The organism is Asticcacaulis sp. MM231 (assembly GCF_964186625.1).
Lineage (GTDB): Bacteria > Pseudomonadota > Alphaproteobacteria > Caulobacterales > Caulobacteraceae > Asticcacaulis.
In genome coordinates this window covers 322,703-349,651 of record NZ_OZ075108.1, presented here as the reverse complement: position 1 = coordinate 349,651, position 26,949 = coordinate 322,703, and the positions used below count along the sequence as shown (strand labels likewise).

The 26,949-nt window shown below is 59.2% G+C and carries 25 protein-coding genes and 1 pseudogene; 9 read left to right on the top strand and 17 right to left on the bottom strand.

What is annotated here, in order from left to right; all coding sequences use genetic code 11:
- Positions 1 to 35: 35 nt before the first annotated feature.
- Positions 36 to 1,595 carry a glycosyltransferase family 39 protein gene (locus ABQ278_RS01635; RefSeq protein WP_349320905.1) on the bottom strand — a complete coding sequence of 520 codons (1,560 nt, stop codon included), beginning with the start codon at positions 1,593 to 1,595 and terminating at the stop codon, positions 36 to 38.
- Positions 1,596 to 1,748: 153 nt separating this feature from the next.
- On the opposite strand from ABQ278_RS01635, the gene ABQ278_RS01630 reads away from it, so the two are divergent.
- Positions 1,749 to 2,027 (top strand): hypothetical protein, encoded by a 279-nt coding sequence (locus ABQ278_RS01630; RefSeq protein WP_349320904.1) that lies wholly within the window; start codon positions 1,749 to 1,751, stop codon positions 2,025 to 2,027.
- Here the strand turns inward: ABQ278_RS01630 and ABQ278_RS01625 are convergent.
- The 6 genes from ABQ278_RS01625 to ABQ278_RS01600 form a co-directional block, all read right to left on the bottom strand.
- A complete protein-coding gene (locus ABQ278_RS01625) occupies positions 2,024 to 2,749 on the bottom strand; it encodes a MarR family winged helix-turn-helix transcriptional regulator (RefSeq protein WP_349320903.1) in 726 nt (241 codons plus the stop codon). The genes ABQ278_RS01630 and ABQ278_RS01625 overlap by 4 nt on opposite strands.
- A gap of 104 nt (positions 2,750 to 2,853) precedes the next feature.
- Positions 2,854 to 3,615 (bottom strand): septation protein IspZ, encoded by a 762-nt coding sequence (locus tag ABQ278_RS01620; RefSeq protein ID WP_349320902.1) that lies wholly within the window; start codon positions 3,613 to 3,615, stop codon positions 2,854 to 2,856.
- A 2-nt stretch (positions 3,616 to 3,617) separates the two neighbouring features.
- Positions 3,618 to 4,571, bottom strand: a complete 954-nt coding sequence (gene ftsY, locus ABQ278_RS01615; protein ID WP_349320901.1) for a signal recognition particle-docking protein FtsY — start codon at positions 4,569 to 4,571, stop codon at positions 3,618 to 3,620.
- Positions 4,568 to 5,854 carry a tRNA (N(6)-L-threonylcarbamoyladenosine(37)-C(2))-methylthiotransferase MtaB gene (gene mtaB, locus ABQ278_RS01610; RefSeq protein ID WP_349320900.1) on the bottom strand — a complete coding sequence of 429 codons (1,287 nt, stop codon included), beginning with the start codon at positions 5,852 to 5,854 and terminating at the stop codon, positions 4,568 to 4,570. Before mtaB ends, ftsY begins: the two co-directional genes overlap by 4 nt.
- Positions 5,851 to 6,684 carry a diaminopimelate epimerase gene (gene dapF / locus ABQ278_RS01605; RefSeq protein WP_349322194.1) on the bottom strand — a complete coding sequence of 278 codons (834 nt, stop codon included), beginning with the start codon at positions 6,682 to 6,684 and terminating at the stop codon, positions 5,851 to 5,853. The genes mtaB and dapF overlap by 4 nt, the downstream gene beginning before the upstream one ends.
- A gap of 216 nt (positions 6,685 to 6,900) precedes the next feature.
- Positions 6,901 to 9,036 carry a M3 family metallopeptidase gene (locus tag ABQ278_RS01600; RefSeq protein WP_349320899.1) on the bottom strand — a complete coding sequence of 712 codons (2,136 nt, stop codon included), beginning with the start codon at positions 9,034 to 9,036 and terminating at the stop codon, positions 6,901 to 6,903.
- Positions 9,037 to 9,184: 148 nt separating this feature from the next.
- Between ABQ278_RS01600 and ABQ278_RS01595 the strand changes: the two are divergent.
- The 3 genes and pseudogenes from ABQ278_RS01595 (at position 9,185) to ABQ278_RS01585 (ending at position 11,998) form a co-directional block, all read left to right on the top strand.
- Positions 9,185 to 10,052 (top strand): annotated as a pseudogene (locus tag ABQ278_RS01595) (aspartate/glutamate racemase family protein).
- Between the two features lie 59 nt (positions 10,053 to 10,111).
- Complete coding sequence (locus ABQ278_RS01590; RefSeq protein ID WP_349320898.1) at positions 10,112 to 11,014, top strand: TraB/GumN family protein; 903 nt, start codon at positions 10,112 to 10,114, stop codon at positions 11,012 to 11,014.
- A gap of 51 nt (positions 11,015 to 11,065) precedes the next feature.
- Entirely contained in the window at positions 11,066 to 11,998 is a 933-nt protein-coding gene (locus ABQ278_RS01585) for a TraB/GumN family protein (RefSeq protein ID WP_349320897.1), read from the top strand.
- Positions 11,999 to 12,161: 163 nt separating this feature from the next.
- On the opposite strand, the gene ahpF is transcribed toward ABQ278_RS01585, so the two are convergent.
- From ahpF to ABQ278_RS01570, 3 genes are all read right to left on the bottom strand, one after another.
- Complete coding sequence (gene ahpF / locus ABQ278_RS01580) at positions 12,162 to 13,748, bottom strand: alkyl hydroperoxide reductase subunit F (protein ID WP_349320896.1); 1,587 nt, start codon at positions 13,746 to 13,748, stop codon at positions 12,162 to 12,164.
- Between the two features lie 193 nt (positions 13,749 to 13,941).
- Positions 13,942 to 14,505, bottom strand: coding sequence for an alkyl hydroperoxide reductase subunit C (ahpC, locus tag ABQ278_RS01575; RefSeq protein ID WP_018081775.1), 564 nt, complete (start codon positions 14,503 to 14,505; stop codon positions 13,942 to 13,944).
- Between the two features lie 135 nt (positions 14,506 to 14,640).
- Positions 14,641 to 15,174 carry a carboxymuconolactone decarboxylase family protein gene (locus ABQ278_RS01570; RefSeq protein WP_349320895.1) on the bottom strand — a complete coding sequence of 178 codons (534 nt, stop codon included), beginning with the start codon at positions 15,172 to 15,174 and terminating at the stop codon, positions 14,641 to 14,643.
- Between the two features lie 73 nt (positions 15,175 to 15,247).
- Here ABQ278_RS01570 and ABQ278_RS01565 point away from each other — a divergent pair, with 73 nt between their 5' ends.
- Together ABQ278_RS01565 and ABQ278_RS01560 are read left to right on the top strand one after the other, a co-directional pair.
- A complete protein-coding gene (locus tag ABQ278_RS01565) occupies positions 15,248 to 16,168 on the top strand; it encodes a hydrogen peroxide-inducible genes activator (RefSeq protein WP_349320894.1) in 921 nt (306 codons plus the stop codon).
- A 3-nt stretch (positions 16,169 to 16,171) separates the two neighbouring features.
- Positions 16,172 to 16,591 (top strand): hypothetical protein, encoded by a 420-nt coding sequence (locus ABQ278_RS01560; protein WP_349320893.1) that lies wholly within the window; start codon positions 16,172 to 16,174, stop codon positions 16,589 to 16,591.
- Here ABQ278_RS01560 and ABQ278_RS01555 read toward each other — a convergent pair whose 3' ends face one another.
- From ABQ278_RS01555 to ABQ278_RS01545, 3 genes are read right to left on the bottom strand one after another with little or no spacing between them, the layout of a single operon-like run.
- Positions 16,592 to 16,972, bottom strand: a complete 381-nt coding sequence (locus tag ABQ278_RS01555) for a type II toxin-antitoxin system death-on-curing family toxin (RefSeq protein ID WP_349320892.1) — start codon at positions 16,970 to 16,972, stop codon at positions 16,592 to 16,594. It lies immediately after the preceding gene.
- Complete coding sequence (locus tag ABQ278_RS01550) at positions 16,972 to 17,199, bottom strand: hypothetical protein (protein ID WP_349320891.1); 228 nt, start codon at positions 17,197 to 17,199, stop codon at positions 16,972 to 16,974. Before ABQ278_RS01550 ends, ABQ278_RS01555 begins: the two co-directional genes overlap by 1 nt.
- 44 nt (positions 17,200 to 17,243) lie before the next feature.
- Complete coding sequence (locus ABQ278_RS01545) at positions 17,244 to 19,256, bottom strand: NAD(+) synthase (protein ID WP_349320890.1); 2,013 nt, start codon at positions 19,254 to 19,256, stop codon at positions 17,244 to 17,246.
- A 230-nt stretch (positions 19,257 to 19,486) separates the two neighbouring features.
- Here ABQ278_RS01545 and ABQ278_RS01540 point away from each other — a divergent pair, with 230 nt between their 5' ends.
- The 3 genes from ABQ278_RS01540 (at position 19,487) to ABQ278_RS01530 (ending at position 21,730) form a co-directional block, all read left to right on the top strand.
- Positions 19,487 to 20,689, top strand: coding sequence for a threonine ammonia-lyase (locus ABQ278_RS01540; RefSeq protein ID WP_349320889.1), 1,203 nt, complete (start codon positions 19,487 to 19,489; stop codon positions 20,687 to 20,689).
- A gap of 73 nt (positions 20,690 to 20,762) precedes the next feature.
- Positions 20,763 to 21,206, top strand: a complete 444-nt coding sequence (locus ABQ278_RS01535) for an FKBP-type peptidyl-prolyl cis-trans isomerase (RefSeq protein ID WP_018081781.1) — start codon at positions 20,763 to 20,765, stop codon at positions 21,204 to 21,206.
- The gene (locus ABQ278_RS01530; protein ID WP_349320888.1) at positions 21,206 to 21,730 is read left to right on the top strand and encodes an FKBP-type peptidyl-prolyl cis-trans isomerase; all 525 of its coding nucleotides are present in this window, start codon (positions 21,206 to 21,208) and stop codon (positions 21,728 to 21,730) included. The genes ABQ278_RS01535 and ABQ278_RS01530 overlap by 1 nt, the downstream gene beginning before the upstream one ends.
- 5 nt (positions 21,731 to 21,735) lie before the next feature.
- Here ABQ278_RS01530 and ABQ278_RS01525 read toward each other — a convergent pair whose 3' ends face one another.
- From ABQ278_RS01525 to queG, 4 genes are all read right to left on the bottom strand, one after another.
- Positions 21,736 to 23,163, bottom strand: a complete 1,428-nt coding sequence (locus ABQ278_RS01525; protein ID WP_349320887.1) for a serine hydrolase domain-containing protein — start codon at positions 23,161 to 23,163, stop codon at positions 21,736 to 21,738.
- 72 nt (positions 23,164 to 23,235) lie between these two features.
- Entirely contained in the window at positions 23,236 to 24,843 is a 1,608-nt protein-coding gene (gene pgi, locus ABQ278_RS01520) for a glucose-6-phosphate isomerase (RefSeq protein WP_349320886.1), read from the bottom strand.
- The gene (locus ABQ278_RS01515) at positions 24,840 to 25,826 is read right to left on the bottom strand and encodes a glycosyltransferase family 2 protein (RefSeq protein ID WP_349320885.1); all 987 of its coding nucleotides are present in this window, start codon (positions 25,824 to 25,826) and stop codon (positions 24,840 to 24,842) included. Before ABQ278_RS01515 ends, pgi begins: the two co-directional genes overlap by 4 nt.
- Positions 25,819 to 26,946 carry a tRNA epoxyqueuosine(34) reductase QueG gene (queG, locus tag ABQ278_RS01510; protein ID WP_349320884.1) on the bottom strand — a complete coding sequence of 376 codons (1,128 nt, stop codon included), beginning with the start codon at positions 26,944 to 26,946 and terminating at the stop codon, positions 25,819 to 25,821. The genes ABQ278_RS01515 and queG overlap by 8 nt, the downstream gene beginning before the upstream one ends.
- Positions 26,947 to 26,949: the final 3 nt, after the last annotated feature.

The window sequence follows — 26,949 nt, the reverse complement described above, 5'->3', positions numbered from 1 at the left end:
GCCATGGTCGTGGACCATTGGAATTTATCAGGGTCTCATTCAGATTTCACGCTTGCAGACACGTGATCAATTTTACGACGGTAGATAGAGAAGTGGTCCCAGCGGCCGCTGACCTCGGCGACGCGATCGTAATCCGCGGCCAGAACAGGTTCGACCATCTTCAGACGGTCCAGTTGCGCGCAGCCGATCATATAGTCGCTGCCGGAAAAGACGATAAAGCGGGGACGAGCCGACAGGGCTTCCCCCAGCGGGTCTTTGTCGGGTGTCGGAAAGACGCACCAGAGGTGCATGGCGTTGAAATAGCGGACATTGGGCATGGCATGAGTAAGCACATGCGCATAATGGCCGCGGCTTAGAACCAGCAGGGAGTCATTACGGCTCAGGCCTGCGGCTTTCAGACTCTGTGCTGCCCGCACGTTGCCGATATAGTCCGGGCGACCGTCCGGTCCATCCGAAAACAACATCTTATGATCCATGAGAAGCGGCTGAAGGCAGGCGATAACGCTATAGGCCACGATCCATTGCCGGCGCTGGTGCGGCGAAAAAGCCATGCCATGACACAGGACGCCACAAAACAGGATCAGGGCGGGCGGTATCAGGTCGTAGCCGTACCAGATCTCAGGGGATCTCAGGACCAGCAGGCCAACCACGACGGCCGCATACCAGATAAGCGTCAGCGCGATCAAAGGGCTTGCGAAGACAAGCTGTAACCGCCTCAAACGCAAAAGCGCCAACGCACTGCCGGCGATCAGCACAATAACCGGCTTGATGATCGCCATGACATGCCATAATCGCAGAACCAATTCAGGACAGGCATCGGCGTCCGCAGACATGTTCAATTGCGATCGCTGCACCGCTGTCATGGCGATGGCCTCGATAACCTCACCCAGATGGCCCGCAACAGCGAAGTATAGGCCGAACGCCATGACCGGCACGGCAGCAGCCACACAAAAGATCAAGGACGGCCTGATGTCTTTTTTTAGCCATGCCTGCCAAACGAGCCAGCCCAGCATGCCCAGAGCTTCAAAGGCCGCCGTTTGCTTGACCAGGCAAGCGTAGCCGATCATCAGGCCCGCCAAAGCGATGCTGGCAAAGGTTTGCCGGCGCGTTGCCGCCGCACCGCTGTCAAGAAGCCACAGGAAGGCGGCGATCGTAAAGGCGGCCAGAATAAGCTGACAGGGCGATGACACCCCGACAAAGAACAAGGAAAAGACCGGATACAAGACACCGATCAGGACGGAAGCTTCAGGCGAGCCATGCCGCCTCATCAGTCTGTGCAGACTGTAGGCGCCCCACGCCGTGAAGACAATTTCCACACCTTTGATGGTCACCAGACTGCTGCCGAACAACATCTGGGCCACGGCAAAAATGGCGAATAGACCGGGAGGCTTGATGTCAAAACTGGCGCTATAGGGCAACTCACCTTCTAGCCAGCGCGAAGCCACCACACTGTAGAAGGCTTCATCATCATGAATGACGTGCGCAAATGGCAAACGCACAAGGCAGGTCCATACCAGGCACAGGACGCCAGCCGTAAAGGCCGGTCTTGAGGTGCAGAACGGCCGGATCGACGCGAAGGATTTTAAGATGACCAAAGGGGATCCGGACAAAGACGTTTGTTATCTCATGTTACCGCAACACTCTTAAGGTTCTGTGGATGCGCAAGGCGCATCATAAGGAGCGCCAATTCTCCGACACCTTAAGATGCGTTAACCATTTAAATACCTGATTATGTGTAGGGTTCGGACATGACAACGCCAATTCGCCCCTCCCTCGCCCAGATGCTCAACCCGCAGTCGACGCCGGCCGCCAAGCCGACTGCGGACGGCAGTTTTGTCAGCGCGCTTTCGGCACAGAAGGCCTTCTTTCAGCAGGTCACGGCCCCCAAGATCACGCCGGCCACCTATACCGCAGCCGACATCACCCGCGCCACAACACCAGCGTCCGCCTCACAGGTCAGCACCGGCGCCCAGGACGCGACCCAGCCGCTGCGGCGGCCGGGCTCTTACCTCAATATCGTGATCTAGCCCTTGATCTCTTTGACGACCGGCGCATGGACCAGGTCTTCGGTCTCCGCCGCTGCATTGATACCTTCAGACAAGGGCGGAAACGGCAGCTTCTTCATCTTCTTGGCGCTGAACTTGTCTTTTTTCTTGCCAGGCTTCTTCTCGGCCTTCTCAGCCACCTTTTCGGTTTTGGGCGTCTTGGGAGATTTCGGCGCCTTTTCCTTGCGCGGCTTGCCATCGGCTTCGCTCAGTTCGTCCTCACGCGCGTGGGTCAGCTTACGCAGCAGCTTGACGAAGCTGTCGCGCTTGGGCGGCGACAACAGGCTGAGAATCTTGTCATCAGCGGCCAAAACGCGCGGCTCCATGTCGGAGAGCGCCGTCTTGCCAGCTTCGGCGATCTGAACCAGATTGGCGCGGGCGTCGGTAGCTGAGCGCTCGCGCGCCACCAGCCCCTTGGCCAGCATGCGTGACACCAGGTCCGCCAGGGTCGAGCGATCAATGCCGGTCACCTTGACCAGATCGGTTTGGGACAGGCCTTGCGTGCCTTCCAGCGCCTTCAGGACGGCATATTGACGCTGGGAAAGCGCGCCTTCGCCAGCTTCAGCATTATAGATATCGAGCGCTATCTGCAAAACACGGTGGAGCAGATGCGAGGGCGAATCATCGAGGCCGTTTTTCGACATGGCTTTTTCACTGTTCTTGCTGGTTTGGGTCTTATTGGTGCGGGATTTGGATTTCTTCATGACGCCCTCCCAGGGTCCGGCCGAAACACGCTGAACCTTGTCATGATTATATGTCGCTTTCACGACAATTCAATCCGTATGCGGAATATAACCTTCAGCCATGCTCAAGCGTCTTTATCTGTAACCTGTTCATCACTCATGCGATCAGTAATCATGTTTTTCATCAGGAAGGGCAACAGGCAGATCGACAGCAGGACGGGGCCACCGATCATCGAGCCCATCTTCCACACCATCCAGACGCTGTCGCTCTGCGTGCGCCAGACCACCTCATTGACCGCGGCCATGGCGAGGTAGAAAAGGGCGTAATAGAGGGTGAGGCGTGGCCAGGCCGCATCCTTGAGCTTGAGCGCATCGCCAAGCAGGACTTTAAGCGGTTGCTTTTTGAGCAGGAGCGCACCCAGCAAAATACCGCCGATCAGCACGTCGACAATCGTCATCTTGATCTTCACGAACATCGGATCATGGGTGAGCACGGTCAGGATGGTCATAGGAATGGTGATGACGCAGGACACGAGCGGAATCCACGCAATGCGCTTTTCCATGATCAGGCCGGCGATGAGAGCGATCAGCGAGGCCGCCCCTAGTGCGCCGGACGCCCAGATCAGGGCGTCCTTTTCCGGCGCGATCTTGAGCAGTTTGTAAACGAGGAAGGTGAGACCAAAGGCGATCAGCGGGCCATAATCGACCGCCATCTTGACGTGGTTCTGCTTCGGCGCATCCGGCTTCAAGGCCAGTTCGGGATTGATTTCGCCGAATTTTTCCGCCGCACCGGCCAGGGCCTTATCGACTATCCTGTCACCTTCCCGGATCTCCTTGGCAAGATCGACAGGGGCGGCATCCGATTCAGACTTTGGCGGCAGGCTCATCGCTATTCCTTATCCGAAAGGGGCTCTAACCCAACCATGGAGCGGGCAAAATCGCGCGCCTTGAAGGCGTGCAGGTCTTCGATATCTTCACCGACGCCTATCAGCTTGATCGGGGCATCGGAGGCCTTGGCGATCGGAATGAGAATGCCGCCGCGGGCCGTACCATCCAACTTGGTCATGACGAGGCCGGAAACAAAGGCCTGACGGCCAAAAATCTGTTCCTGACTGAGCGCATTGCGGCCCACCGTGGCGTCTAACACCAGCAGGGTTTCGTGCGGGGCATCGGGATCGACCTTCTTGATGACCCGCACGACCTTCAGGAGCTCGTCCATCAGGGCCTGCTTGTTTTGCAGGCGGCCGGCCGTATCGATCAGGACGACGTCGTAGCCTTCTTCCTTCGCCTTGATGAAGCTGTCGTAGGCAAGGCCCGCCGCATCGGCGCCGGTCTTGCGGCCCATGAAATCAGCGCCGGCGCGTTCCGACCACACCTTAAGTTGCTCGACGGCGGCGGCGCGGAAGGTATCACCCGCCACAATCAGCACCTTGGCGCCGCTCTTGGTCAGCTTGGCGGCGATCTTACCGAGCGTCGTCGTCTTGCCGGAGCCATTGACGCCGACGAACAGCACGACATAGGGCTTGGGGCCGGAGAGCGGATCGAAGGTGCCTTCGTGACCGACCAGTTCATCCGCCAGCGCTTCGGCCAGAGCCGAGCGCACGGCATTGGCATCCTTGGCCGAACTGAACTTTTGCTGCGCCATCTTGGCCGCGATGGTGGCGGATATCTGCGGGCCTAAGTCGCTTTCGACCAGCAGGTCTTCCAGCTCTTCAAGGGCGGCATCATCCAGCGCTTCCTTTTGCTGGAACACTTGCGTCACTGACTCGGTCAGGGTTTGCGAGGTGCGCGAAAGGCCCTGCGTCAGACGCTGTAGCCAGCCTGTTTTCTTCTGTTCAGTCATACCGCTTGCTGTAGCTCAGTTTGCACGAGGCTGCCAATGACATGTTTGCCATCGTGGCCGTGGATAAGAATATCGCTGATACCGCCGACGACCGCGTCTCCGCTGAAAACCACCTCGGTAAAATCAGCGGCGCGGGCGAAGCCGGGCTTCTCGACTACGCAGGAGAGCGTGCGGTTATGTTGGCGGCTAAGGTGGCGGGTAAGCGCTTCCTCGGCCTTGGCGCGCAGCCGGGCGGCGCGCTCCTTGATAGTGGTGCGCGCCAGTTGCGGCATCTTAGCGGCGGGTGTCTGCGGGCGCGGCGAATAGGGAAAGACGTGGACGAACGACAGATCGCAGGCATCGACCAGCGATACGGCGTTGGCGAACATCTCTTCTGTTTCGGTCGGAAAACCAGCGATCATATCGGCGCCGAACGAGATATCCGGACGGACGGCGCGCACCTTTTCGACCAGGGCGATACTGTCAGCGCGCAGGTGCCGCCGCTTCATGCGCTTGAGGATCATGTCGTCGCCATGTTGCAGCGACAAGTGCAGATAGGGGGCGAGGCGTTCTTCTTCAGCAAAGGCGCGCAGAAGCGTATCGTCGATCTCGGCCGCATCGATGGAGGAGAGACGCAGGCGCTTGAGATCGGGCACCAATTTTAAGATACGCGTCACCAGATTGCCGAGTTGCGGCGTGCCGGGCAGGTCCGTGCCCCACGAGGTCAGGTCGACGCCGGTCAGCACCACCTCATTATAGCCCTGCGCCACCAGCTTCTGCGTCTGGCTGATGACATCGCCCGCCGCAGCCGAGCGCGAATTGCCGCGGCCATAAGGGATGATGCAGAAGGTGCAGCGATGATCGCAGCCGTTCTGCACCTCGACAAAAGCGCGGGCGCGATCCTTCAGACCATCAATCAGATGGCCAGCGGTTTCCTGAACCGAGAAGATATCGTTGACTGTGATGCGTGCGCTATCGGGCGTCAGCTTGTAACTGCCAGCCTTTTGCTTGTCGCCATTGCCGATGATGAAATCGACCTCAGCCATATTGGCAAAGGTGTCCGGATCGGTTTGCGCCGCGCAGCCGGTGACGATCAGCTTGGCGTCGGGGTTTTCCTTGCGGGCGCGACGGATCGCCTGACGCGCCTGGCGCACGGCTTCGCCGGTGACGGCGCAGGTGTTGAAGATGATGGCGTTGTCGAGCCCATCCTCAGCGGCGGTCTTGCGAATGACCTCGCTCTCATAGGAGTTCAGACGGCAGCCGAAGGTGACGACATCGACCTTTTTTTCATTTTCCGGGCTCACAGCGTGCCCTCAAACTCGACCTCAATCGGGCCGGTCATGATGACGTGATCATTTTCCGCCCAGGCGATATGCAGCGGCCCACCATCCATGATGACGGTGGCGGATCGGTCGGTCAGGCCGCGACGGGCGGCGGCCACAAGCGTGGCGCAGGCGCCGGTGCCGCAGGCCATCGTGATGCCGGCGCCGCGTTCCCAGACCCGCATCCGGATGGTCTGACGATCAATGATCTGCGCGAACTCGACATTGACGCCTTCGGGGAAAAGCGGATGGTTTTCGATCAGCGAACCGTTGGCGGTGACATCGACGCGGTTGACATCGGCGACAAAGAAAACGACGTGCGGATTGCCCATGCTGACGGCGACCGGCGTATGATAGAGCGGCGCGTCGATCGGCCCGACCTGCAATTCAAGGCGCTCGGTATTCATCTCTTCCGAGAGCGGAATTTGCTGCCAGTCAAGGCCCGGCTTGCCCATATCGACGCTGGCCGTGCCGGTTTTGGCGTCGGCGCGCAGCACACGCGCCTTGGCCAGGCCGCCCAAGGTGTCGATCTTCAGCGTTTTATCGGAAGCATCCCGGTTCAAGTACCAGGCGACGCAGCGCAGAGCATTTCCGCAGGTCTCGACCGTGCCGCCGTCATTGTTCCACACGCGCATAAAGGCGTCGCCCTGCGGCGACCCTTCGATGCTGATAAGCTGATCAAAGCCGATACCGGACGCGCGGTCACCCCAGGCGCGGATCTGCTCCGGCGCCGGTGTAAAGGCGGTATCGCGGGCGTCTACGACAATGAAATCATTGCCGAGGCCGTTCATCTTTAAAAAAGGTCTGGGCATCTTGAGAAAAGGACGGGTCATTTCCGGCTTATATAGTCGTAATGGGGCTGAAAATGTAGTGCTTTCTTTAAGTTATGGGGTTTGGCTTGGCGCCCCCGGGGCCTGTGGCCCCAAGACTTGACCTTAATCCAATAAAAAATCCCCGCCCCCATAGGGGCGAGGCTTTCCTATTGGATAGAAGAAGATGTGGGGTCGCGGACCCCACGCCCCATAAGCTTAAGCGAAGCCACGCAGCCGCATCAGCGCATCACGCTGCACATCGCGGCCGAGGAAATTGCGATAGGCCACGTCCTGCGGAAGGGTGTCACCCACGCTGAGAATAGTCTCGAAATAATGCTTGGCGGTAGGACCTTCAAATGGCCCGCCCTCCTTCATGAACTTCTCATAGGCATCGGCCACCAGAGCGTCCGACCACAGATAGCTGTAATAACCCGCTGAATAACCGTCATCGGCGAAGATGTGCGCAAACTGCGTCGGGCGGTGACGCATGACGATTTCCTTCGGCATGTTCAGCTTGGCCAGTTCGGTCTTTTCAAACCCAACGATGTCGATATCGGTATCGCCGGCCAGGTGATACATCATGTCGATCAGGGCACACGCCAGGTATTCGACCGTGGCGAAGCCCTGATTGAACTTCGACGACTTGACCAGCTTGGCCTGCAATTCGGCCGGCATCGGCTTGCCGGTTTCATAATGGATGGCGAACTGGTTCAGCACCACCGGCAGGGGTAGCCAGTGTTCGTTGAGCTGCGACGGGAACTCGACGAAATCGGTCGCCGTGTTGGTGCCGCCCTGCGATGGGTAATAGGCATTGGATGACAGGGCGTGGAGCGCGTGACCAAACTCATGGAACATGGTTTCGGCGTCATCCCATGAGATCAGGATCGGCTTGCCGGGCTCAGCCTTGATGAAATTGCAGTTGTTCGAGCAGATGCAGATGTGGCCCAGCATATGGGACTGGCCCTGATACTCGGTTTCCCACGCGCCGGAAGACTTACCTTCGCGCGCATAGGGATCATAATACCAGACACCGACCTGCTTGCCGGCGCGCAGCACCTTGTAGGTCGTCACATCCGGGTGGAAGACCGGCACGTCGTTCACCTTGACGAACTCGAAGCCGTACATCTTGTTGGCGGTCCAGAACATGGCGTCCTGCATCTTGTCGAGCTGGAGATAGGGCTTCACTTCCGACTCGTCGAGATCGTACTTCGCCTTCTTCACCTTCTCGGAATAGAAGCGGTAATCCCACGGTGCGATGGTAATGTTGGCACCTTCCGAATCCGCGATCTTTTGCATGTCGGCCACTTCCTCGTTGACGCGATTGACCGCCGGTCCCCACACCGCCTCCATCAGGTTCATGGCGTTTTCCGGCGTCTTGGCCATGGCGACTTCGAGGCGCCAGTGGGCGTGCGTCGGGTAACCGTAGAGCTTGGCGCGCTTTGCCCGCAGCTTGAGGATCTGGGCGCCAATCTTCTTGTTGTCCCACTGATCGTTGTTGTCGCCGCGCATGATGTAGGCGGTCCACACCTTTTCACGCAGATCGCGGCGGGTGGAATAGGTGGTGAAGGGCTCCATGGCCGAGCGCGTGTTCTGCACGGCATAGAGGCCGTCCTTGCCGAGATCCTTGGCCTTCGAGGCCAGGGCAGCGACGAAGTTTTCCGGCAGGCCGGCCAGATCGTCCTTGGTGATGAAGGTCGCCTGCGCCTCGTCGTGCTTCAGATTGTTGGCGAAGGTGTTGAACAGGGTGGCCAGTTGCTGATTGATGTCAGCCACTTCTTTCTTCTGTTCGGGCGAAAGCTTGGCGCCGGCGCGGACAAAGCCGTTGTACTTCTTCCACAACAGGCGATCCTGCTGCGGATTGAGCTTGAACTGAGCACGGTTGTTATAGACCGTCTCGATGCGCTGGAAGAGGTCGGCATTCTGCGTGATCTCATCACCAAAAGCCGCCTTGATCGGCGACAGTTTGGCGGAAACGTCCGGGAAGCCGCCGGTCGAGAGGTTTGAGTCCCACACACTGTAAACAGAACCGACGCGATCATAGGCCGCACCGGACACTTCAAACGGCTCGATAATGCTCTCGAAGGTCGGGGCTGAACGCTTCATGGTGATCGCCTTGATCTCCGCGCGCGTGGCGTCCATGGCGGCCAGGGTGGCGGGCTCGAAATCGGCGATCTTCACCTTGTCGAAGGGCGGAACACCACCATAGGGACCGGTCCAGGGCTGGGTCAGATAAGCTGTGGCGATGGCTGCGCCTCCCATAGTTTCAGAGTGTGCAAATGCAGGGGTAACGAAGGCAGCGGCGCTGGTGCCGGCCATCAGGCTAAGAGCAGCGCGACGGTTCATATTCGACATGGTGAAGTTCTCTTAGGGGGTGACACTTTTGACTCTTTTGTGACCCATACGCCTGTTTACGACGGCTGGCAAAAATCGTAGGAATCAGACCACTAGGCTGCATACGATATGCGGCCAAATTAAGTTTTAGTAATATAGGATACTATGTATGGCGATCGGCGTTTTTGATTCCGGCATCGGCGGTTTGAGCATCCATCGCGCGCTGGTCGACCGGATGCCCCAGGCCGATTTCATCTATCTCGCCGACCAGAAGAACACACCCTATGGCGATAAGAGCGGCGAAGAGATCGTCGAGCTGACGCGTCAGGGCTGCGAAACGCTGTTCGAGGCCGGCGCCTCGCTGGTCGTGCTGGCCTGCAACACCGCCTCTGCCGTCGCCCTGCGCCGCCTGCAATCGACATGGCTGGCGCAATTTCGCAAAACCTACAAGCGTCCTGTCAATGTGCTGGGCATCATAGTGCCGACCATCGAGGCCGCCACCGGTCTGCCGTGGGAACACGAGGCCGAGCGCCGTGGTGAAAAGATCCAGAAACTGGATGTTGTCGGTGTTTTCTCGACCGTCGCCACCGCCCGTTCGCGCGTCTATGAAATCGAGATCGACAAGCGCCGTCAGGACCTGGCTGTTTTCACCGAGGCCTGTTCGGGTCTGGCCGATCTGATTGAACGCGATGCACCGCGCGAAGATCTTTCGGCCAAGATCAAGGGCCATGTCGAGAGTTCTGAAAATCCGCATCGGCCGCTACCCGGATCGCGCCATTCTCGGCTGCACCCATTATGAAATCGTCGCCGATCTGTTCCGCGAACACCTGCCCGCCGGCACCCCGCTGATCCATCAGCCTGCGCCAGTGTCTAAGGCACTGGCCGAGTATATCGAGCGCCATCCGGAATATACCATTGGGGATACCGGCCGCCGCACCTTCCTCACCACCGGCGTACCGCGTACGCAGTCCCGCCTGATCGAAGCCTTCTGGGGAGCGCCCCTGACCTTCGAATCCACCGCCGCCGTGGTGGGCTGATATGATCGGACGGCTTGCGGCACTGGTGTTTCTGGGGATGCTGCTGGCCGCTGGCGCGCATGCCCAAGATTTCGGCCCAAACACCAGAACCGCAAGCCTGGTCCGACGTCACCGAGGTGGTCGTGCGCGCCAAGGTCGCCGGCCCGGCCATGTGGAAGCTGACGCGCGGCCAATCCAGCGTATGGGTGTTGGGTACGCTCGCCGAAACCCCGGAAAGCCTGACCTGGGACACCACCCGCGTGAAGCGCCTGCTCAAGGGCGCGCGCTACGTCATCGTGCCGGGCGCCTCGCGCGGTGGCGACATCGCCGGCAAGCGCTGGCTCAAAGGCTCCGAACTGCCAAGCGGCACCTATCTTTACGATCTTGTGCCGCCCGCGGCCTATGCCCGCTTTGAAAAGGTCGTGGCACACACGTCAGGCCTCAGGGCCAGCGATTACGCCTACAAGATTCCAATGCGCGCCGGCATGGAGCTTTTTTCCGATGTGCTGGCAGAAAACCATATCCGTCGCTACGACATCGTGCGTCAGGTCACCGCTTTGGCCGCCAATGCCGGTGTGGCGTCGCGCATCGCCTATACGGTCAATGCCGACACCCTCTCCGATCAGTGGCTCAAGCTCGATGCCGAGGCCAATAGGGCCTGCTTCAACACCTTTCTCGATGGTATCGACTATAACCTCACCGTCCTGCCGGGTATGGCGCAGGCGTGGGCGCAAGGCGACGTCAAGACCGCCCTGTCGCAATATCGCGAGTCCGCCCTCCTGACCTGCAATCTGTCGACACCGGAATGGGGCCAGCAATACGATGCTCTCTTCATCGGCGGCATGACCACAGCCATTGAAGAGGCGTTGAAAACCCCTGGCAAGAGCCTGGCGGTCGTGCCTTTCAGCGATCTGCTGCGCAAGGATGGCGTGCTCGATCGTCTGCGCGCCGCCGGTGTCGTGGTGACCTCGCCCGCCCAATAAAAGAGTCACAGAAGTCACGTAAACTGACGTTTTCATTCCCTGGAAAATGCCATGTCCCTGAAAGCTCTTTTCCTCGCCCTGACGGTCATGCTCGCCCTGCCGCCTATGGCCGTGGCGCAGGAAGCCTGGCCGGAAACCGAGGTGGTGGTGCGCGGCAAGGCAGCGGTTGGCCCCGCCCTGTGGCGCGTTACCAAAGGCGACTCGCAGGTTATCATTCTCGGCATACTTCCGGTTTTTCCGAAGAAACAAGTGTGGAGCACGAAGCGCGTCGAAGGCGCCTTGCGCGGCGCCAACTGGCTGATCACACCGGCGGACAGCAGCACCGGCATCGGCGATATGTGGATGATGATGTCGAAGAAGGGTCTGCCCAATCGTCAGAACCTGAAAGACGCTTTGCCGCCGGAACTTTACGCCCGCTATGAGACCACAGCCAGGCGTGCCGGCGTTCCGATCAAGGATTTCGCCCGCGACAAGCCAGTCTGGGCCGGCGCCCGTCTGCGCCGCGAGGTGCTGCAAAAGCTGGCCTTAAGCGATGACGCCACGCTGTCGACCGTGCGCCGTCTGGCCGGACAGGCGGGCGTACCGGTTAAGTCGGCCGGACGGTATGATATAGGGCCGATCTTCAAGGCCGTGAACGCCATGGATAACAGGGCTGGTCAGGATTGCCTGCGCTACACGCTCGATGATATCGACTTCAATCTGGATCGCGCGCCTCTGGCCGCGAAAGCCTGGGCGGTTGGTGATATCGCCACGGTGCGCCGCCACTATCAGGGATCGACCTTGCTGAAATGCCTGTCCGGTTCGCCGCAGGCCGCCGCCATGATGGATCGCAGCGTCACCAATTCCGCCCGCGCCGTCACCACCGCGCTCAACAAACCCGGCAAAACCGTCGCCGTCTTTCCTCTGGCGCTTTTACTACGCAAGGGCGGGGTACTCGATCAGTTGCGCGCGCAAGGGTACGACGTGTCGAATCCGAGGGATTAGACAAAGGCAAGGGGTCGCAGACCCCTTGACCCCGAAACTGAACCGTATCTATTTGTATAATGCAAAAAAAGCCGGACCTCTAAAGGGCCCGGCTTTTTTAGTATTAAGCGATTAAACACTGTCGAGTTCCGAGGTCCAGGAGGCCGCGCCTCCTGCCCTTAACCTACTCCGCCGCGATATCAATCGGCAGGCTCGTGCGGATCAGGTGATCGAAAGCCGACAGCCCCGCTTTGGAGCCTTCGCCCATGGCGATGATGATCTGCTTATACGGCACAGTCGTGGCGTCACCGGCGGCGAAGATGCCGTGCGCCGAGGTCTCACCGCGATCATCGATCTCGATTTCACCACGCGGCGACAGGTTGATGGTGCCTTTGAGCCATTCGGTATTGGGCAGCAGGCCGATCTGGACGAAGATCCCTTCCAGCTCAATCGTGTGGGCCGTTTCGTGGATACGATCCTTGTACGACAGGGCCGTCACCTTGGCCCCGTCACCGTGCACTTCGGTGGTCTGGGCGTTGGTGATCACCGTCACGTTCGGCAGGCTGTAGAGCTTGCGTTGCAGCACGGCGTCGGCGCGCAGTTCCGGGGCGAATTCGAGCAGGGTGACATGGGCCACAATGCCGGCCAGATCGATGGCTGCTTCAACGCCGGAATTGCCGCCGCCGATCACCGCCGTGCGCTTGCCCTTGAAGAGCGGACCGTCACAGTGCGGGCAGTAAGCCACGCCCTTGTTGCGGTACTGGTCTTCGCCCGGCACGCCCATCTGGCGCCAGCGTGCGCCGGTCGAGATGATGACGGTACGGGCGCGCACTGAAGCGCCGCTTTCCAGACGCACCTCAGCCAGACCGCCGGGCTCGGTGGCCGGGATCAGCGACGTCGCCTTTTGCAGGTTCATAATATCGACGTCATATTCCCTGACGTGCTGCTCCAGCGCCGTGGCCAGTTTCGGACCTTCGGTATGCGAGACCGAGATGAAGTTCTCGATCGCCATGGTATCGAGCACCTGACCACCGAAGCGCTCAGCCACCACGCCGGTGCGGATACCCTTGCGGGCGGCATAGACGGCAGCGGCAGCACCGGCGGGACCACCACCGACGATGAGCACGTCGAATTCCGACTTGGCATCGATCCTGGCGGCTTCGCGAGATTGAGCCCCCGTATCGATCTTGGCGAGGATCTGCTCCAGCCCCATGCGGCCCTGACCGAAAGGCTGGCCATTGATGAGAATGGTGGGGACGGCCATCACCTGACGCGCCTCGACCTCGCCCTGGAACAGGGCGCCGTCGATGGCGACGTGCTTGATCTTGGGATTGAGCACGCTCATCAGGTTCAGCGCCTGCACCACGTCCGGGCAGTTCTGGCAGGTCAGCGAGAAGTAGGTCTCGAAGCGCAGTTCGCCGTCGATCTCCAGCGCCTTGACCTGCTCGATCACATCGGCTTCGACGCGTGGCGGGTGGCCGCCGACCTGCAGCAGCGCCAGCACCAGAGAGGTGAATTCGTGGCCCATCGGCAAACCGGCAAAGGTAACGCTGATCTCGGTGCCCGGGCGATTGATGGCGAAGGACGGCACGCGGGCGTCGCTGCCATCGGTCTTCAGCGAAACCTTGCCGGACGCCTCGACGATATCGTTCAGCAGGTCCAGCATGTCGCGCGATTTCGCGCTGTCATCGACCGTAGCGACCAGTTCAATCGGCATCCGGAGATTTTCCAGATACGCTTTTAGTTGCGTCTTCATCCCTGCGTCAAGCATGGTGGTACTCCGTTAGAAAATAGGGGGAAATCATTGTCCATATTTAAGCTCTTTTTTGACGCGCAATTTAACCAAAAACCGGTAGCCACTTTTTGGATTGCGCTCGGAGAGCCCAGATAAGGATAATGATGAGGGGAGCGAACTCCCCTCAAAGGAGGCACATGGGGGAAAGCTTATTTCCCCCATGACTACCTTAGATCTTGCCGACGAGGTCGAGCGAAGGCGCAAGCGTCTTTTCACCTTCTTCCCACTTGGCCGGGCAGACTTCGCCAGGGTGCGAGGCGACGTATTGCGCAGCCTTGACCTTGCGGAGCAGTTCGGTGGCGTTACGGCCGACGCCTTCCGAGGTGATTTCCATGAACTGGATGATACCGTCCGGATCAACCAGGAAGGTGCCGCGGTCAGCCAGACCAACGCCCGGACGCATCACGTCGAAGTTGTTGGTGATGGTGCCGGATTGATCGCCAACCATGTAGTAGTTGATCTTCCCGATGGCGGGCGAGGTGTCATGCCAGGCCTTGTGCGAGAAGTGCGTGTCGGTCGAAACCGAGAACACTTCAACGTTCAGCTTTTGCAGCTCCGGATAATTGTCGGCCAGGTCTTCCAGCTCGGTCGGGCAGACGAAGGTAAAGTCGGCCGGGTAGAAGAAGAAGATGGACCACTTGCCCTTGGTATCGGCGTCGGAGATGTCGACGAACTTGCCTGCCTTGTAAGCGGTGGCCTTGAAAGGCTTGATGGCGGTGTTGATGAGAGCCATGGGATATTTCCTTGATAAGAGTGGAACCGGGTTAAGCGGTACGAGGGGGACAATCGCTCAAAACAATCAATAGAGCAAATTTGTTTTATTTTATTTTTGCATAAATTTATCTTATAGAGACGTGTGCGGATGGTTTTACGCCCGCAAGGCACTTTCGGCGCGCAACACCGCCGAGATAGCGTTGACCGTGGCGGCGATACGCAAAGCGGCCTGCACCTGCACGGCGCTGACGCCATGGCCACGCAACACCTTTTCATGGCTATCCATGCACAGGCCGCAGGCATTAACCGCCGAGACCGCCAGTGCCCATAGCTCAAAATCGACCTTATCGACGCCGGGATTGGTCAGGGCGTTCATGCGCAGGCCCGAACGCAGGGTCTCGTATTCTTTGTTGTGCATCAGATGCAGGGCGCGGAAATAGACATTGTTCATGCCCATGATCGCCGCGGCAGCCTTGGCTGCGGTGACGGCTTCCGACGTCAGCGCTTGCGCGGCGGCGGCCTCGATGTTCTGCACCACCGCCGGCACACCGATGGCATGGGCGCACGCCAGGAAGGTGCCCCACTTCTGCTGATCACTTAGCAGCGTTTCCGCCAGCAGATTGCTCAGATTGAGCGACAGGTCGCGGCCATAGGCGGGAATCAGGCTTTGCAGGGCTTCAATAGACATGGGGTCACTCGACTTTGAATTAAACGTGGTTATGAATTTTGACAATTCAATAAATTGATCTTATATTGCCTTCATGCTCCCCACCCTCAGACAATTGCAATATCTTAAACTGCTGGCCGAACATAAGAGTTTCGGCGGCGCAGCGGAAGCGGCCTTCGTATCGCAGCCAGCCCTCTCTTCCGGCATCGCCGAACTGGAGAAAATCCTGGGTGTACGCGTGGTCGATCGCTCGCGCGGCCAGGTGATCCTGACGGCAGTCGGCGAAGAAATGCTCAAGCGCTCGGAAGATATTCTGGCACGTACGGAAGATCTGGTCGAGGCGGCGCACGGCGCCAACCGGCCCCTCACCGGCCGTTTCCGGCTGGGGGTCATCCCGACCGTGGCGCCCTTCCTGCTGCCCAAGGCCCTGCTCAAACTGCGCCACGAATTTCCCGACCTGCGGCTGTTCCTGCGCGAAGACCAGACCGCGCGCCTGATTGCCTCGCTCAAATCCGGTGCGCTCGATGCTGCTGTCATCGCCCTGCCCTACGATCTGTCGGGGCTGGACAGCGCCTTTATATGCAAGGACGAGATCGTGGCGGCCACGCCCTTTGGCCACCATCTGTCGATGGGATCGCACATCTCACCGGAAGATCTGAAACACGAAGAACTGATCCTGCTGGAGGATGGTCACTGCCTGCGCGATCATGCCCTGGCTGCCTGTTCGTGGACCTCGCCCACCGGCACCTCGGAATCGCTGTCGACCTATACGGCTTCGCACGGCGGAGGCTTCGCGGCGACGTCGCTCAATACCCTGGTGCAGATGGTCGGCTCCGGTCTTGGTGTGTCGCTGCTGCCGGCCATGGCGGTCGAGTCCGGCCTGATCAAGTCATCCGAGGTCAGCGTACGCCCTCTTGCGTCCGATCACGCCTTCCGCGATATTGTCGTCATCTGGCGCGCCGGTTCGAGCCGTGCTGCTGAGGCCCGGTTGCTGGCCGAAAAGCTCAAGGAATAGACCATGCGGATCGCTGCCGTTCTGTTCGCCATGCTGGCCTTAAGCGCCTGTTCGGAACCCGCCGAGCCGGAACCTCAACCGGTATCGGTCGCCGCTCCACCGCCGGTGATCGACCTGTGGCCCGGTAAGTACGAAGGCGACCTGATGGTGCGCATCAACGGCACACTGGGCGCGCATAAGGTGACTTTGGTCGCGGCCCAGGCCGATGGCTGCACCGGCGATATCGGCCTGGCCGGTGGCGAACCGGCAAAGGACGTCTCACCCACCGAACTCAGCCTGACGCTCAAGCCGGCCGACACGACCACCTGCACGATCCGCATCGTCAAGACCGGCGACAAACTGACCGTGAGCGAACAGGGCGTCTGCACCACCTATCACGGCCTGTCATGCACGTTTGACGGAACCGCTGTGAGGATGAAGTGATCAGAGCGCGAACGGGACAGCATGCGTCCGTAGCCAGGGTTCAACCGCTTCAAAACGGAAGGTTTGCGTTTCGTAAAGACCGGTAACAAACGGGATTGAGACTTGAGCTGTTACGTTAAGGCCTATCCCATTGATAAGCAGAAAAACGTGCATGGACGCAAAAGCCGTCCTCTTATTGCCGTCAATGAAAGGATGATTTTGCGAAAGACTTTCCCAAAGGGCAGCCGCCTGTTGAATCACATCTGCATAATATCCCGTCTGCGGCCTAAACAAAGCAGCTTCCAACTGACCAAGATCGCGCACGCCTGACGCGCCGCCGAACTGCACCAACTGGATATCATGAATACCTAAGACATCTTGAAGAGTCAGATATCGCGTCACTATTCCGCAAGCTTCTTATAAAGAGACGCAAACTGTTCCATACTCATTGCCAACGCATCGGCAACTGACAGGGTGGGCGCTTGCCGCGCTTCAATTAGCTTGCCAACAGCTTCCTCCACCAGTGACTGCAATTGACGGCCTTCCGCCTTGGCCAAAGCGCGCAAATCAGCCAGCAGGGCGCTATCCATCTGGGTGGCGAATTTTTCACGAGACTGATGTTCGGTCATGTTTGGTCTCCCGGGATTGCCATATCATGAAATTTCATGACAGACTAGGTCTCCGGCACATTCGCCTTCAACTCATCCAACCAGATTTTCGCATTGCCATCGCTGGGTGCGCGCCAGTCGCCACGCGGGCTGAGCGCGCCGCCGGAGATCAGTTTCGGACCATTGGGCACCGCTGAGCGCTTGAACTGCGAAAGGGTGAAGAAGCGGAACAGGAACAACTCCAGCCATTTCCGGATTTCCGGAAGCGTGTATTTATCCTTCCACGCCTGGTAACTGAGAAAAGCAACCTTGGACGGTTTCAGACCATAGCGCGTGATGTAATAGAGGTTGAAATCCTGAAGTTCATAGGGCCCCACCTTGTCCTCGGTACGCTGGATCACGCCGGCTTCGATCGGCACAAGTTCCGGCGAGATTTCACGCTCGAGTACCGATTGCAGGATGCGGCCAGTCCTGGCGTCAAACTCCTTGGCCGCCGCCCAGCGGATCAGGTGCTGGATCAGGGTTTTCGGTGCGCCACAATTGACATTGTAGTGGCTCATATGATCGCCGACGCCATAGGTGCACCAGCCGAGCGCCAGTTCCGACAGATCGCCGGTGCCGACGACGAAGCCCTTCTTTTCGCCCGCCAGTCGGAAAAGGAAGTCGGTGCGCAAACCCGCCTGCACGTTCTCAAAATTGACATCGTAGACACGCTCGCCGCGTGAGAACGGGTGGCCGATATCGAGCAGCATGCGCTTGGCTGCCGGTCGGATATCAAGCACTCCGGAAGAGATACCGAGCGCCTTCATCAGTTTTAGCGCATCATTGCGTGAGCCGGTCGAGGTGCCGAAACCGGGCATGGTATAGCCGTGAATATTGGTGCGCGGAATACCCAGACGATCGAACGCCTTGCACGCCACGATCACCGCATGGGTCGAATTGAGCCCGCCGGAAATACCGATGACGACATTCTGCGTATGGCTGGTGGAGAGCCGCTGCATCAGGCCATGAACCTGAATGTTGAAGGCCTCGTAACAGTCTTCGTCGAGCCGCTCCTTATCGGCGGGCACATAGGGAAAACGCGGCACAGAGCGATGGAAATCGGTTAAGTTGTGAGGCGTGTAGGAGAATGTGCGAAACATATCCTGGTTCGCGGCAGAAAATACTCGCGCATCATTAAACGTGCCGTTTCGTAGCCTGTCCTGTACTATGCGGCTCACATCAATATCAGCCAAGGTCATTGTGTCCGATGTAAAGCGTTCGCCTTCAGCCAACAAATCGCCCATTTCGTAGATCAATGACTGCCCATCCCACGCGAGATCCGTCGTCGATTCCCCTGGCCCTGCTGCACTATAGGCGTAGCAACATATCAAGCGTTCGGACGTGGCCGCGCACAATCTCTTGCGGGCCCGAGATTTGCCAACCACAACCGGCGAAGCCGACAGGTTCACAATTATCGTCGCTCCATTCAATGCCAGCCGTGTGGAAGGCGTTACGGGTGACCAGACGTCTTCGCAAATTTCCACACCAAAGCTAAAAGCTTCGAAACCGTACGCTCTGAAAACAGGCACCTTGGAATCAACGAAAAGAGCATATCCGCGTCCTTTAGCGTCTTTCAGCATTGGCGCTTCGCCCATCAACTGAGAACCGGAAGCGAAATATCGCTTTTCATAATATTCTCGGTAATTGGGCAGATAAGTTTTAGGAACGATCCCTATGCAGTTTCCGCGATGCAAAATTGCTGCACAGTTATATATCGCTCCGGTAATGATTAGCGGAACTCCAACGATCAGTATGGATCTTATGTTCTCACTTTCGCGGATCAGCGCTTCTAGCGCTTCTTTGCAAGATTTAAGTAGAACTTCCTGCGTGAACAAATCGTCGATGGCATAGGCGCTCAAACTCAGTTCAGGAAAGACGACCAGATCAGCGCCGGCCTCATCTGCGCGTTTGGCCAACGAGATATGCTCCGCCAGATTGGCCTGCGGGTCAGCGATATGCACTTTCGGCGTCACGCAGGCGATGCGGACGAAGCCATGCGTGGCCGGCGAGAGGAATGTTTGCATTTCGTCGGTCATTTTTGGATATCTCTGCTGAATATTACCCAAAGATAGGCCTTATAGTTTGAGAAATCAAAAAATCCTGCTGATAAAAGTAGAAAATAACCTATAAATACGCAAAATAGACAGTCAGGACACGACAAGTTCGATTTATGGTTTCTGATGATACCACTCCGCGCCCGGCTTTTTTATCTCCACCACCATTTTTTGAAAGCGCACGGTCTAAGCCTCTGTTATGGGAGGCCATCATGACCGTTACGTTTCAAGACATCGAAGCCGCCGCAGAACGCATCAAGGGCCACGTCGTCCGCACACCCTGCACCTTTTCACAGCGCCTCAGCGCCTCGACGCGCACCAAGGTCTGGATCAAGTCGGAAAACCAGCAATACACCTCGGCCTTCAAGGAACGCGGCGCGCTCAACAAGCTGCTGCAACTGAGCGATGACGAGCGCAGCCGCGGCGTCTTCGCGGCCTCCGCCGGCAACCATGCGCAGGGCCTGGCCTACCACGCCCAGCGCCTGGGCATCCCGGCCACCATCGTCATGCCGGTCGGCACCCCCTTCGTGAAGGTGCAGAAGACGCAGAGCTTCGGCGCTAATATCGTTATCGAAGGCGCCACCTACGATGAATCCTCCGCCATCGCCCAGAAGCTGTGCGCGGAAAAAGGCGGCGTTTACGTCCATCCGTTCAACGACCGCGACGTCCTGATCGGTCAGGGCACGCTGGTCATCGAAATGCTGGAAGACGCGCCGGAACTCGACGTCATTCTGGTGCCGATCGGCGGCGGCGGACTGATCGCTGGCGCGGCCATCGCCGCCAAGGCCATCAAGCCTTGGATCAAGGTGATCGGCGTCGAAGCGGCCATGTTCCCCTCCTTCACCGCCCGTCGCCGCAATATGCCGATCCCCATGGGCGGCGCCACCATCGCCGAAGGCATCGCCGTGCGTGAGGTCGGTGACATCAGTTTCAACCTCGCCAATCCGCTGGTCGATGACGTGCTGATCATCGATGAGGCCGATTTCGAGCGCGGCATCGCCGCCTACGCCAATATCGAGAAAACCATAGCCGAAGGCGCCGGTGCCGCCGGTCTGGCCGCCGTCATGCGCTTTCCGGAAAAGTTCGAGGGGCTGAATGTCGGCCTGATCCTGTGCGGCGGTAATATCGACCTGCGCCTGCTGGCCTCGGTGCTGCAACGCGAACTGGTGCGCGAAAAACGGCTTGTCACTTACCGAATCCTGGGCGACGATCGCCCCGGCATGTTATCGCTGATGGCCGATGTGATCTCGTCCAAGGGTGGCAACATCGTCGATGTGGCGCACAACCGGCTGGTGCTCGATGTGCCCGCCAAGGGTGCCGAGTTCGACATCATGGTGGAAACCCAGGACGCCCGCCACGCCTTTGAAATTTCAGAAGCCCTCAGGAGCACCGGTTATGCCTTACGTATGGACTAAAAAGTCTGGCGCATGGATTAAAAAGACCTCCATTTTCGCTATCGCTTTCATTCTTACCGCATGTGGACAAGCCATGGACAAGACCCAAGCCCAAACTCCAGATCAGATTTCTGTCGCCGAACAGAACCTCAAAACCGGTCAGGACTTCCTGGCGAAGACCGCTGCCGTGCCCGGCGTCGTCACCCTGCCGTCGGGCGTGCTGTACAAGACCGTATCGCGCTCACAAAATCCCGGCGCGCAACCGACCGTGGCCGACAACGTGACCATACACTATGAGGGCACGCTGCTCGATGGTTCGGTGTTCGATTCGTCCTACAAGCGTAATGAACCGGCCACGTTCCCGCTCGGCCGCCTGATCTCCGCCTGGCAGCAGGTCATCCCGCTGATGCATGTAGGTGACGAAATCGTCCTCTACACGCCGCCGACCGCCGCCTATGGCGAGCGCGACCTTGGTGAGATCCCGCCCAATTCGACACTGATCTTCCGCGTGCAGCTTCTCGGCATCGGCGGTCAGTAATGCGCTCAGTTATGCACTTTGGCCTGATCGCCGGCCTCGCCCTGCTCACCCTGACGGCTTGCGGCCGCTCCGCCAGCACCAGCGAACAACTGGAGGCCATGCAGGCCTCGGCCGATGCCATGGCCGCGCAAAACCTGAAAGACGGCGAAGCTTTCCTCGTCGAAACAGCCAAGCAGCCGGGCATCGTCAAGTTGCCGTCGGGCGTGATGTACAAGATCGTGTCGCGCGCCCCCACACCGGGCGCGCAGCCGACGATCAACGACACCGTCAAGATCAATTACGAAGGCAAGTTGCTGAACGGCAAGGTGTTCGATTCGTCATATGCCCGTAACGAGCCGGCGGAATTCCCGCTTGGCCGTCTGGTGCCGGCCTGGCAGGAGGTTATCCCCCTGCTGCACGTTGGCGACGAGGTGACCCTCTATACGCCACCGTCCTCCGGCTATGGCGAGCGCGATATGGGCGATATCCCGCCCAACAGCACGCTTATCTTCCGGATACAGCTTCTCGGCGTTCAGGGAAAATAGGCTGTTCAGTTAGACAGCGCCGCAGCACGCGCGTCGAGCAAGGCCGTGCCGACCGCTTGTTGCGTAGCGGGACCGGCATCATTGGCGACGACGGCGCAAACCACACCGGCCTTTTTATCGACCAGTATTTCGCCATACCAAACCGTGTTGGAGCCATTGTGCCACAAGGCGCCACCAGGCCGCACGATCCAGCCCAGCGCGTAATTACCACCGAAGGGCGGCGTATGCAGGGTCCGCCATGACGCAGGCTTGAGGAAGGCGCCTGGCTGGTCACGATGGGCGCAGAGATAGGCGACCATATCGCGCAGGCTCATATGGACGCGCCCCGCCGGTCCGAGCGCCACCGGATTGTCGTTGACCAAACCTGGGCCAACCAGCGCCGGCTTACGCTTTTCACCCGCAGCGATATGGCCCAGCGGCTGGTCGATCAGACCGGGATGACCCGGCGCGCCGAAACCCGCTGAGGACAATTGCAAAGGCTCAAACACATAGTTTTTAATCAGGTCTTCCCACGCCTGCCCGGTGACCGTTTCGAGCATGACCCCGACGACGATATAGCCATTGTTGCTATAGACCATTTGCGCGGCCAGCGGCCCGACCGGTGCCTGCGCCAGGGCTTCCGTCGCATAATTCAGACGCTCTGGCTTAACGTCCGGCAGCGGATCGCGCACATAGCCGGCGAGATGCAGGACGTCGATATTGGGCTGCAAACCGGCACGAAGGCTCAGCAGGTGCAGAAAGGTGGCGTCTTTGTAAGCGGCGTGCATATCGGGCACCTTGGCGCCCAACACCGAGCCGACGCTGGTTTGCCAGGTCACCACGCCAGCCTCGACCAGCCGCGCCACCAGGGTCGCCGTCATAGACTTGGTGATCGATCCCCAGTGCCACTGATCCTCCGCCGTAACCGCTTGTGTGCTTTCCGATGAGCGTAGCCCATCGACGAGAATAAGCGGACCGTCTGTGCGTTTCCATGCCGCGCCCATGGCCGGCGTCTGGGCCTTGGCGCGCAGACCTTGTAGCAGCGCAAGCGTCAGGGGCTCAGCGGCGCCACTCTCTTCGATGACCTCACCACGGTGCAGGGATAACAGCCGGGGCTGGTTCATCTGGGTAAAGGTGCCCTCGATGTGGTCGGCATCCTTGAGCCGCCCCTCAAAGCGCGCCTTAATGGCGGTGAAGGTCAGGGTGAGTGTGTCGCCTTCGAGCATAATGCCATCGGCGGGGATCTCGGCATTGCCCTGATCAAGACTGATCACCTTGGCGGTCTTGTCGTCGGTCACGATAAAGCGCAGGCGCAAGGACGCAGAACCGATCGACAGCTTGCCGGACCACGTGCCGATGAGCGAACTTCCGGCGGCATGGACGCTACCGCCAATACCGGCCGCTACGGCTATTGCCAGCCAGCTTTTCAGATGTCCGCGACGCGATATAGCCATGATGTCCCCCTGCTTGCTGCTCGTTTATGCAGCATACAGTGGGCAAAGGCCAAGTGAATTTGCTGTTACCACTTACCCCTTGATGCGCTTGATCAGCGCGGTCGTCGAGGGGTCGTGCGCAGCGATGACGTCGCCGGTGATATCCTTTAGCACATTGACGCCGAGGGTCTTGCCGAGTTCGACGCCCCATTGGTCGAAGCTGTTCAGACCCAGCACGATGCCTTCGGCAAAGGTCTTGTGCTCATAAAGCGCGAGCAGCGCACCCAGGGTTTCGGGGGTCAGTTCGTTGAGCAGCACCGTGGTCGACGGCTTGTTGCCGGGGCAGACCTTTTGCGGCGCGATCTGCGCGGTGCGGGCCGCGTCGAAGCCCAGCTTTTCACATTCGGCCACTGAGGTTTCCAGCGACTTGCCGACCATGAAGGCCTCGCCCTGCGCGATGATGTTGGACAACAGCTTTTGCTGCATGTCCGGCGTGGCCTCAGGATTGTGCTGCACGGCGATCAGTTCGAGCGGCACCACGTCTTCCGACTGGTGCAACATCTGGAAGAAGGCGTGCTGGGCATTGGTGCCTTCGTCGCCGAAGACAACCGGGCAAGTCTTTGTTTCGAGAACTTCGCCGGTCGGCGAGGTGCGCTTGCCGTTCGATTCCATTTCCAACTGTTGCAGGAAGGCGGCGAGGCGGCGCAGGCGATGGACGTAGGGGATGACAGCGCGGCTCGGACGATCAAGGCCGATGCGGTTATAAAGTTGCGCAGCCGCCAGCAGGATCGGGGCGTTTTGCGCAAACGGCGCGCTCAGGAAGTGCTGGTCCATCTCGTGCGCGCCGGCAAGCAGACGCTCATAGATATCGTAACCGAGCGCAATGATCAGCGACAGCGAGACGGCCGACCACAGCGAATAGCGGCCGCCGACCCAATCCTTGAAACCAAAAACGCGATCGGCCGGAATGCCGAAGGCGCCGGTCTTGTCCGGTGCGGCCGAAACAGCTGCAAGGTGCTTCGATGCCGCCTCTTCGCCCAGCGCCTTGATCAGCCAGTCGCGCGCGGCCAGGAAGTTAGCGAGCGTCTCCTGCGTGGTGAAGGTCTTGGAAACGGCGATGACAAGGGTCTCGGACGGGTCAAGACCTGCCAGAGCGAGCGCCAGTTCGGAGCCGTCGACATTGGCGACGAAGCGCACGTCGATTTCGGGCTGCAACGGCGCCAGACCCTGGAAGACAAGTCGCGGGCCGAGATCGGAGCCGCCGATGCCGATATGGACGATGGTCCTGAACTTTTTGCCGGACGCGCCGGTAATGGTGCCGGCGCGGATACCATCAGCGTAGGCTTTCATGGCGTCGCGGGCGGTCTTGACGTCGGAAGTGATCTCCGCGCCGCGAAGACGCTGGTTTTCCGCGTCGGAATCGCGCAGGGCAACGTGCAGCACGGCACGGCCTTCGGAGACATTGATCTCCTTGCCGGTCCACATCCGGTCGCGCGCTTCCACGAGGCCCGCCTGCTCGAACAGGGCGACGGCGCTGTCGAAACCGGCCTTCGACCAGCTCTGCTTCGACACATCGACAAAGATGCCCGCGACATCGAGGCTCATGCGCGACAGGCGGTCAGGATCGGCCTTGAACTGGTCAACGATTTTGCTGTCGGCATCGGCGGCAGCCTGGGTTTTCAAAGCGTCGAGAGCGGTCATGTTATCTTCCTGTGGTCGATGGCGCGCGTGGCAATTTTCACGAGACTCCATGTCAAGCTTTTGGCCAGCCGTAAAGGGCCTATCTGTCGGGTTTTCTGAATAAGTTTTCGATCCACAAGGATTGGTCTTAGGCCCAGAACGCTATCGCGAAGCGCGCGGAAAACAAGGCGCCCCTTGCCTTTGAGCACGTCTTTCAACGCCACGATCAGGGTCATACCAATATGGATCGGCAAGGTGGCGATGAGCAGGCAAAACGGCATGTTCCGGGCGTAGAGCCACAGGCGGTTGCGATAGCCGTGGTAGAGGGCGAAATCGGAACGTACACCGAGACTGGCAGAACCGATATGCCGCACGATGGCTTGCGGCACAAACAGGCATCGCTCCCCGAGCAGACGGGCGCGGAAGCCAAGATCGGCGTCCTCGCAATAGCAGAAGAAGGATTCATAAAAGCCGCCAAGCTGCTGCCACAGGTCGCGGCGGATCAGCATGGCGGCGCCGCACGGTGCGAACACCTCGGCGATATCCATATGCGGCGGCACGGCGTGTCCGATACCGGCGCGATAGGGAAAGCCGAAGAAACTCATGGCGTCACCGGCGCCATCGAGCCGGTCGGGATGCTCCGCGTCCAATTGCAGCGAGGTGAAGATACGGACATCGGGATGACCTGCAATGGCGGCCTTCATGGACTTTAACCAGTCGGCATCCAGAAAGGCATCCGGGTTGATCAGCCCGATCCAGTCCGCTTGGCTTTGGGCGGCAGCACGATTCATGCCGACGGCAAAACCGAGATTTATCGGATTGGCGATCTGGCGCACGGCCGGGAACTTAAGGGCCAGGGCGGCCATGTCGAGATCGCCGCCATTATCGGCATGGATGATATCAGCATCCTGCGCCGTCATGGCGGCCAGGCAGGGCGCGATATTATCCCCTGACCTGTAGCTCAGGGTGATGAGGGTGAAAGTCGCTGGTAGAGCCTCAGTCATACCGCCCCTCCCATTCCGCCAAAACACTATTATCGCACTCGCAAACGCTTGCCTCAGAACGGATCGCTACAAAAGACGCCATGCTTAGTCCTTGCTTCAGCGCCCAGATCGCTGCGCCACGCACCACCGGATTTTCATCGGTCATACCCTTGCGCAGAGCCGTTTCCACCTCAGCACTACCCGTTTTTCGGAAATGATTTCCCATCGCATAATTAACGTTCCTTAGAAACAACTCGCGCCCGATACGCTTGATCGGCGACTTGGAAAACAGCGTCCGGAAAGACGCATCATCGAGCCCGGCCAGATGGGTCAGCTTGAGATTATCAAAACCCTGACGCGCCTGCAGCTTGGTCTCGTGCGTGGCCTGCGCGAACTTGTTCCAGGGACAGGCAGCAAGGCAATCATCACAGCCATAGATGCGATTGCCCATGGCGCGGCGATAGGTTTCCGGCCAGGGCCCGCGATATTCGATGGTCAGATACGACAGACACTTGCGCGCATCGAGGCGATAAGGCCCGACGAAGGCCTGCGTCGGGCATATATCGAGACAGGCCTGACAGGAACCGCAATGATCGCGTTCCGGCGCATCATCGGCGATCACGCGATCGAGCAGGATGACGCCTAAGAACAGCCACGAGCCAAACTCCCGCGACACCACATTGGTATGCTTGCCCTGCCAACCGATACCAGCCAGCGCCGCCAGCGGCTTTTCCATCAGAGGGGCGGTATCGACAAAGACCTTAAGCTCGCAGCCCGTTTCATTGACGATCCAGCCGGCCAGGTGTTTGAGCTTTTTCTTGATGAGGTCGTGATAATCGTCGCCGCGGGCATAGACGCTGATATTGGCAATCTCCGTCTCGTCCAGCAGTTCGAGCGGATCGCTGTCAGGACCATAATTATAGCCGAGCACCAGCGCCGATTTCGCACCATGCCACATATTTTGCGGATGCTGGCGACGCTCCAGCGTCTCTTCCATCCAGCGCATATCACCGTGAAAACCGGCCTCTACGAACACTTTGAGCCGTTCGGATGCCGCCCATACCTCCGGTAGGGCCGCGAAGCGCACGGCGCTGAACCCCAAGCTATGCGCCTCTGTGCGAATGGCGTCAGCGAGGGTCATGCC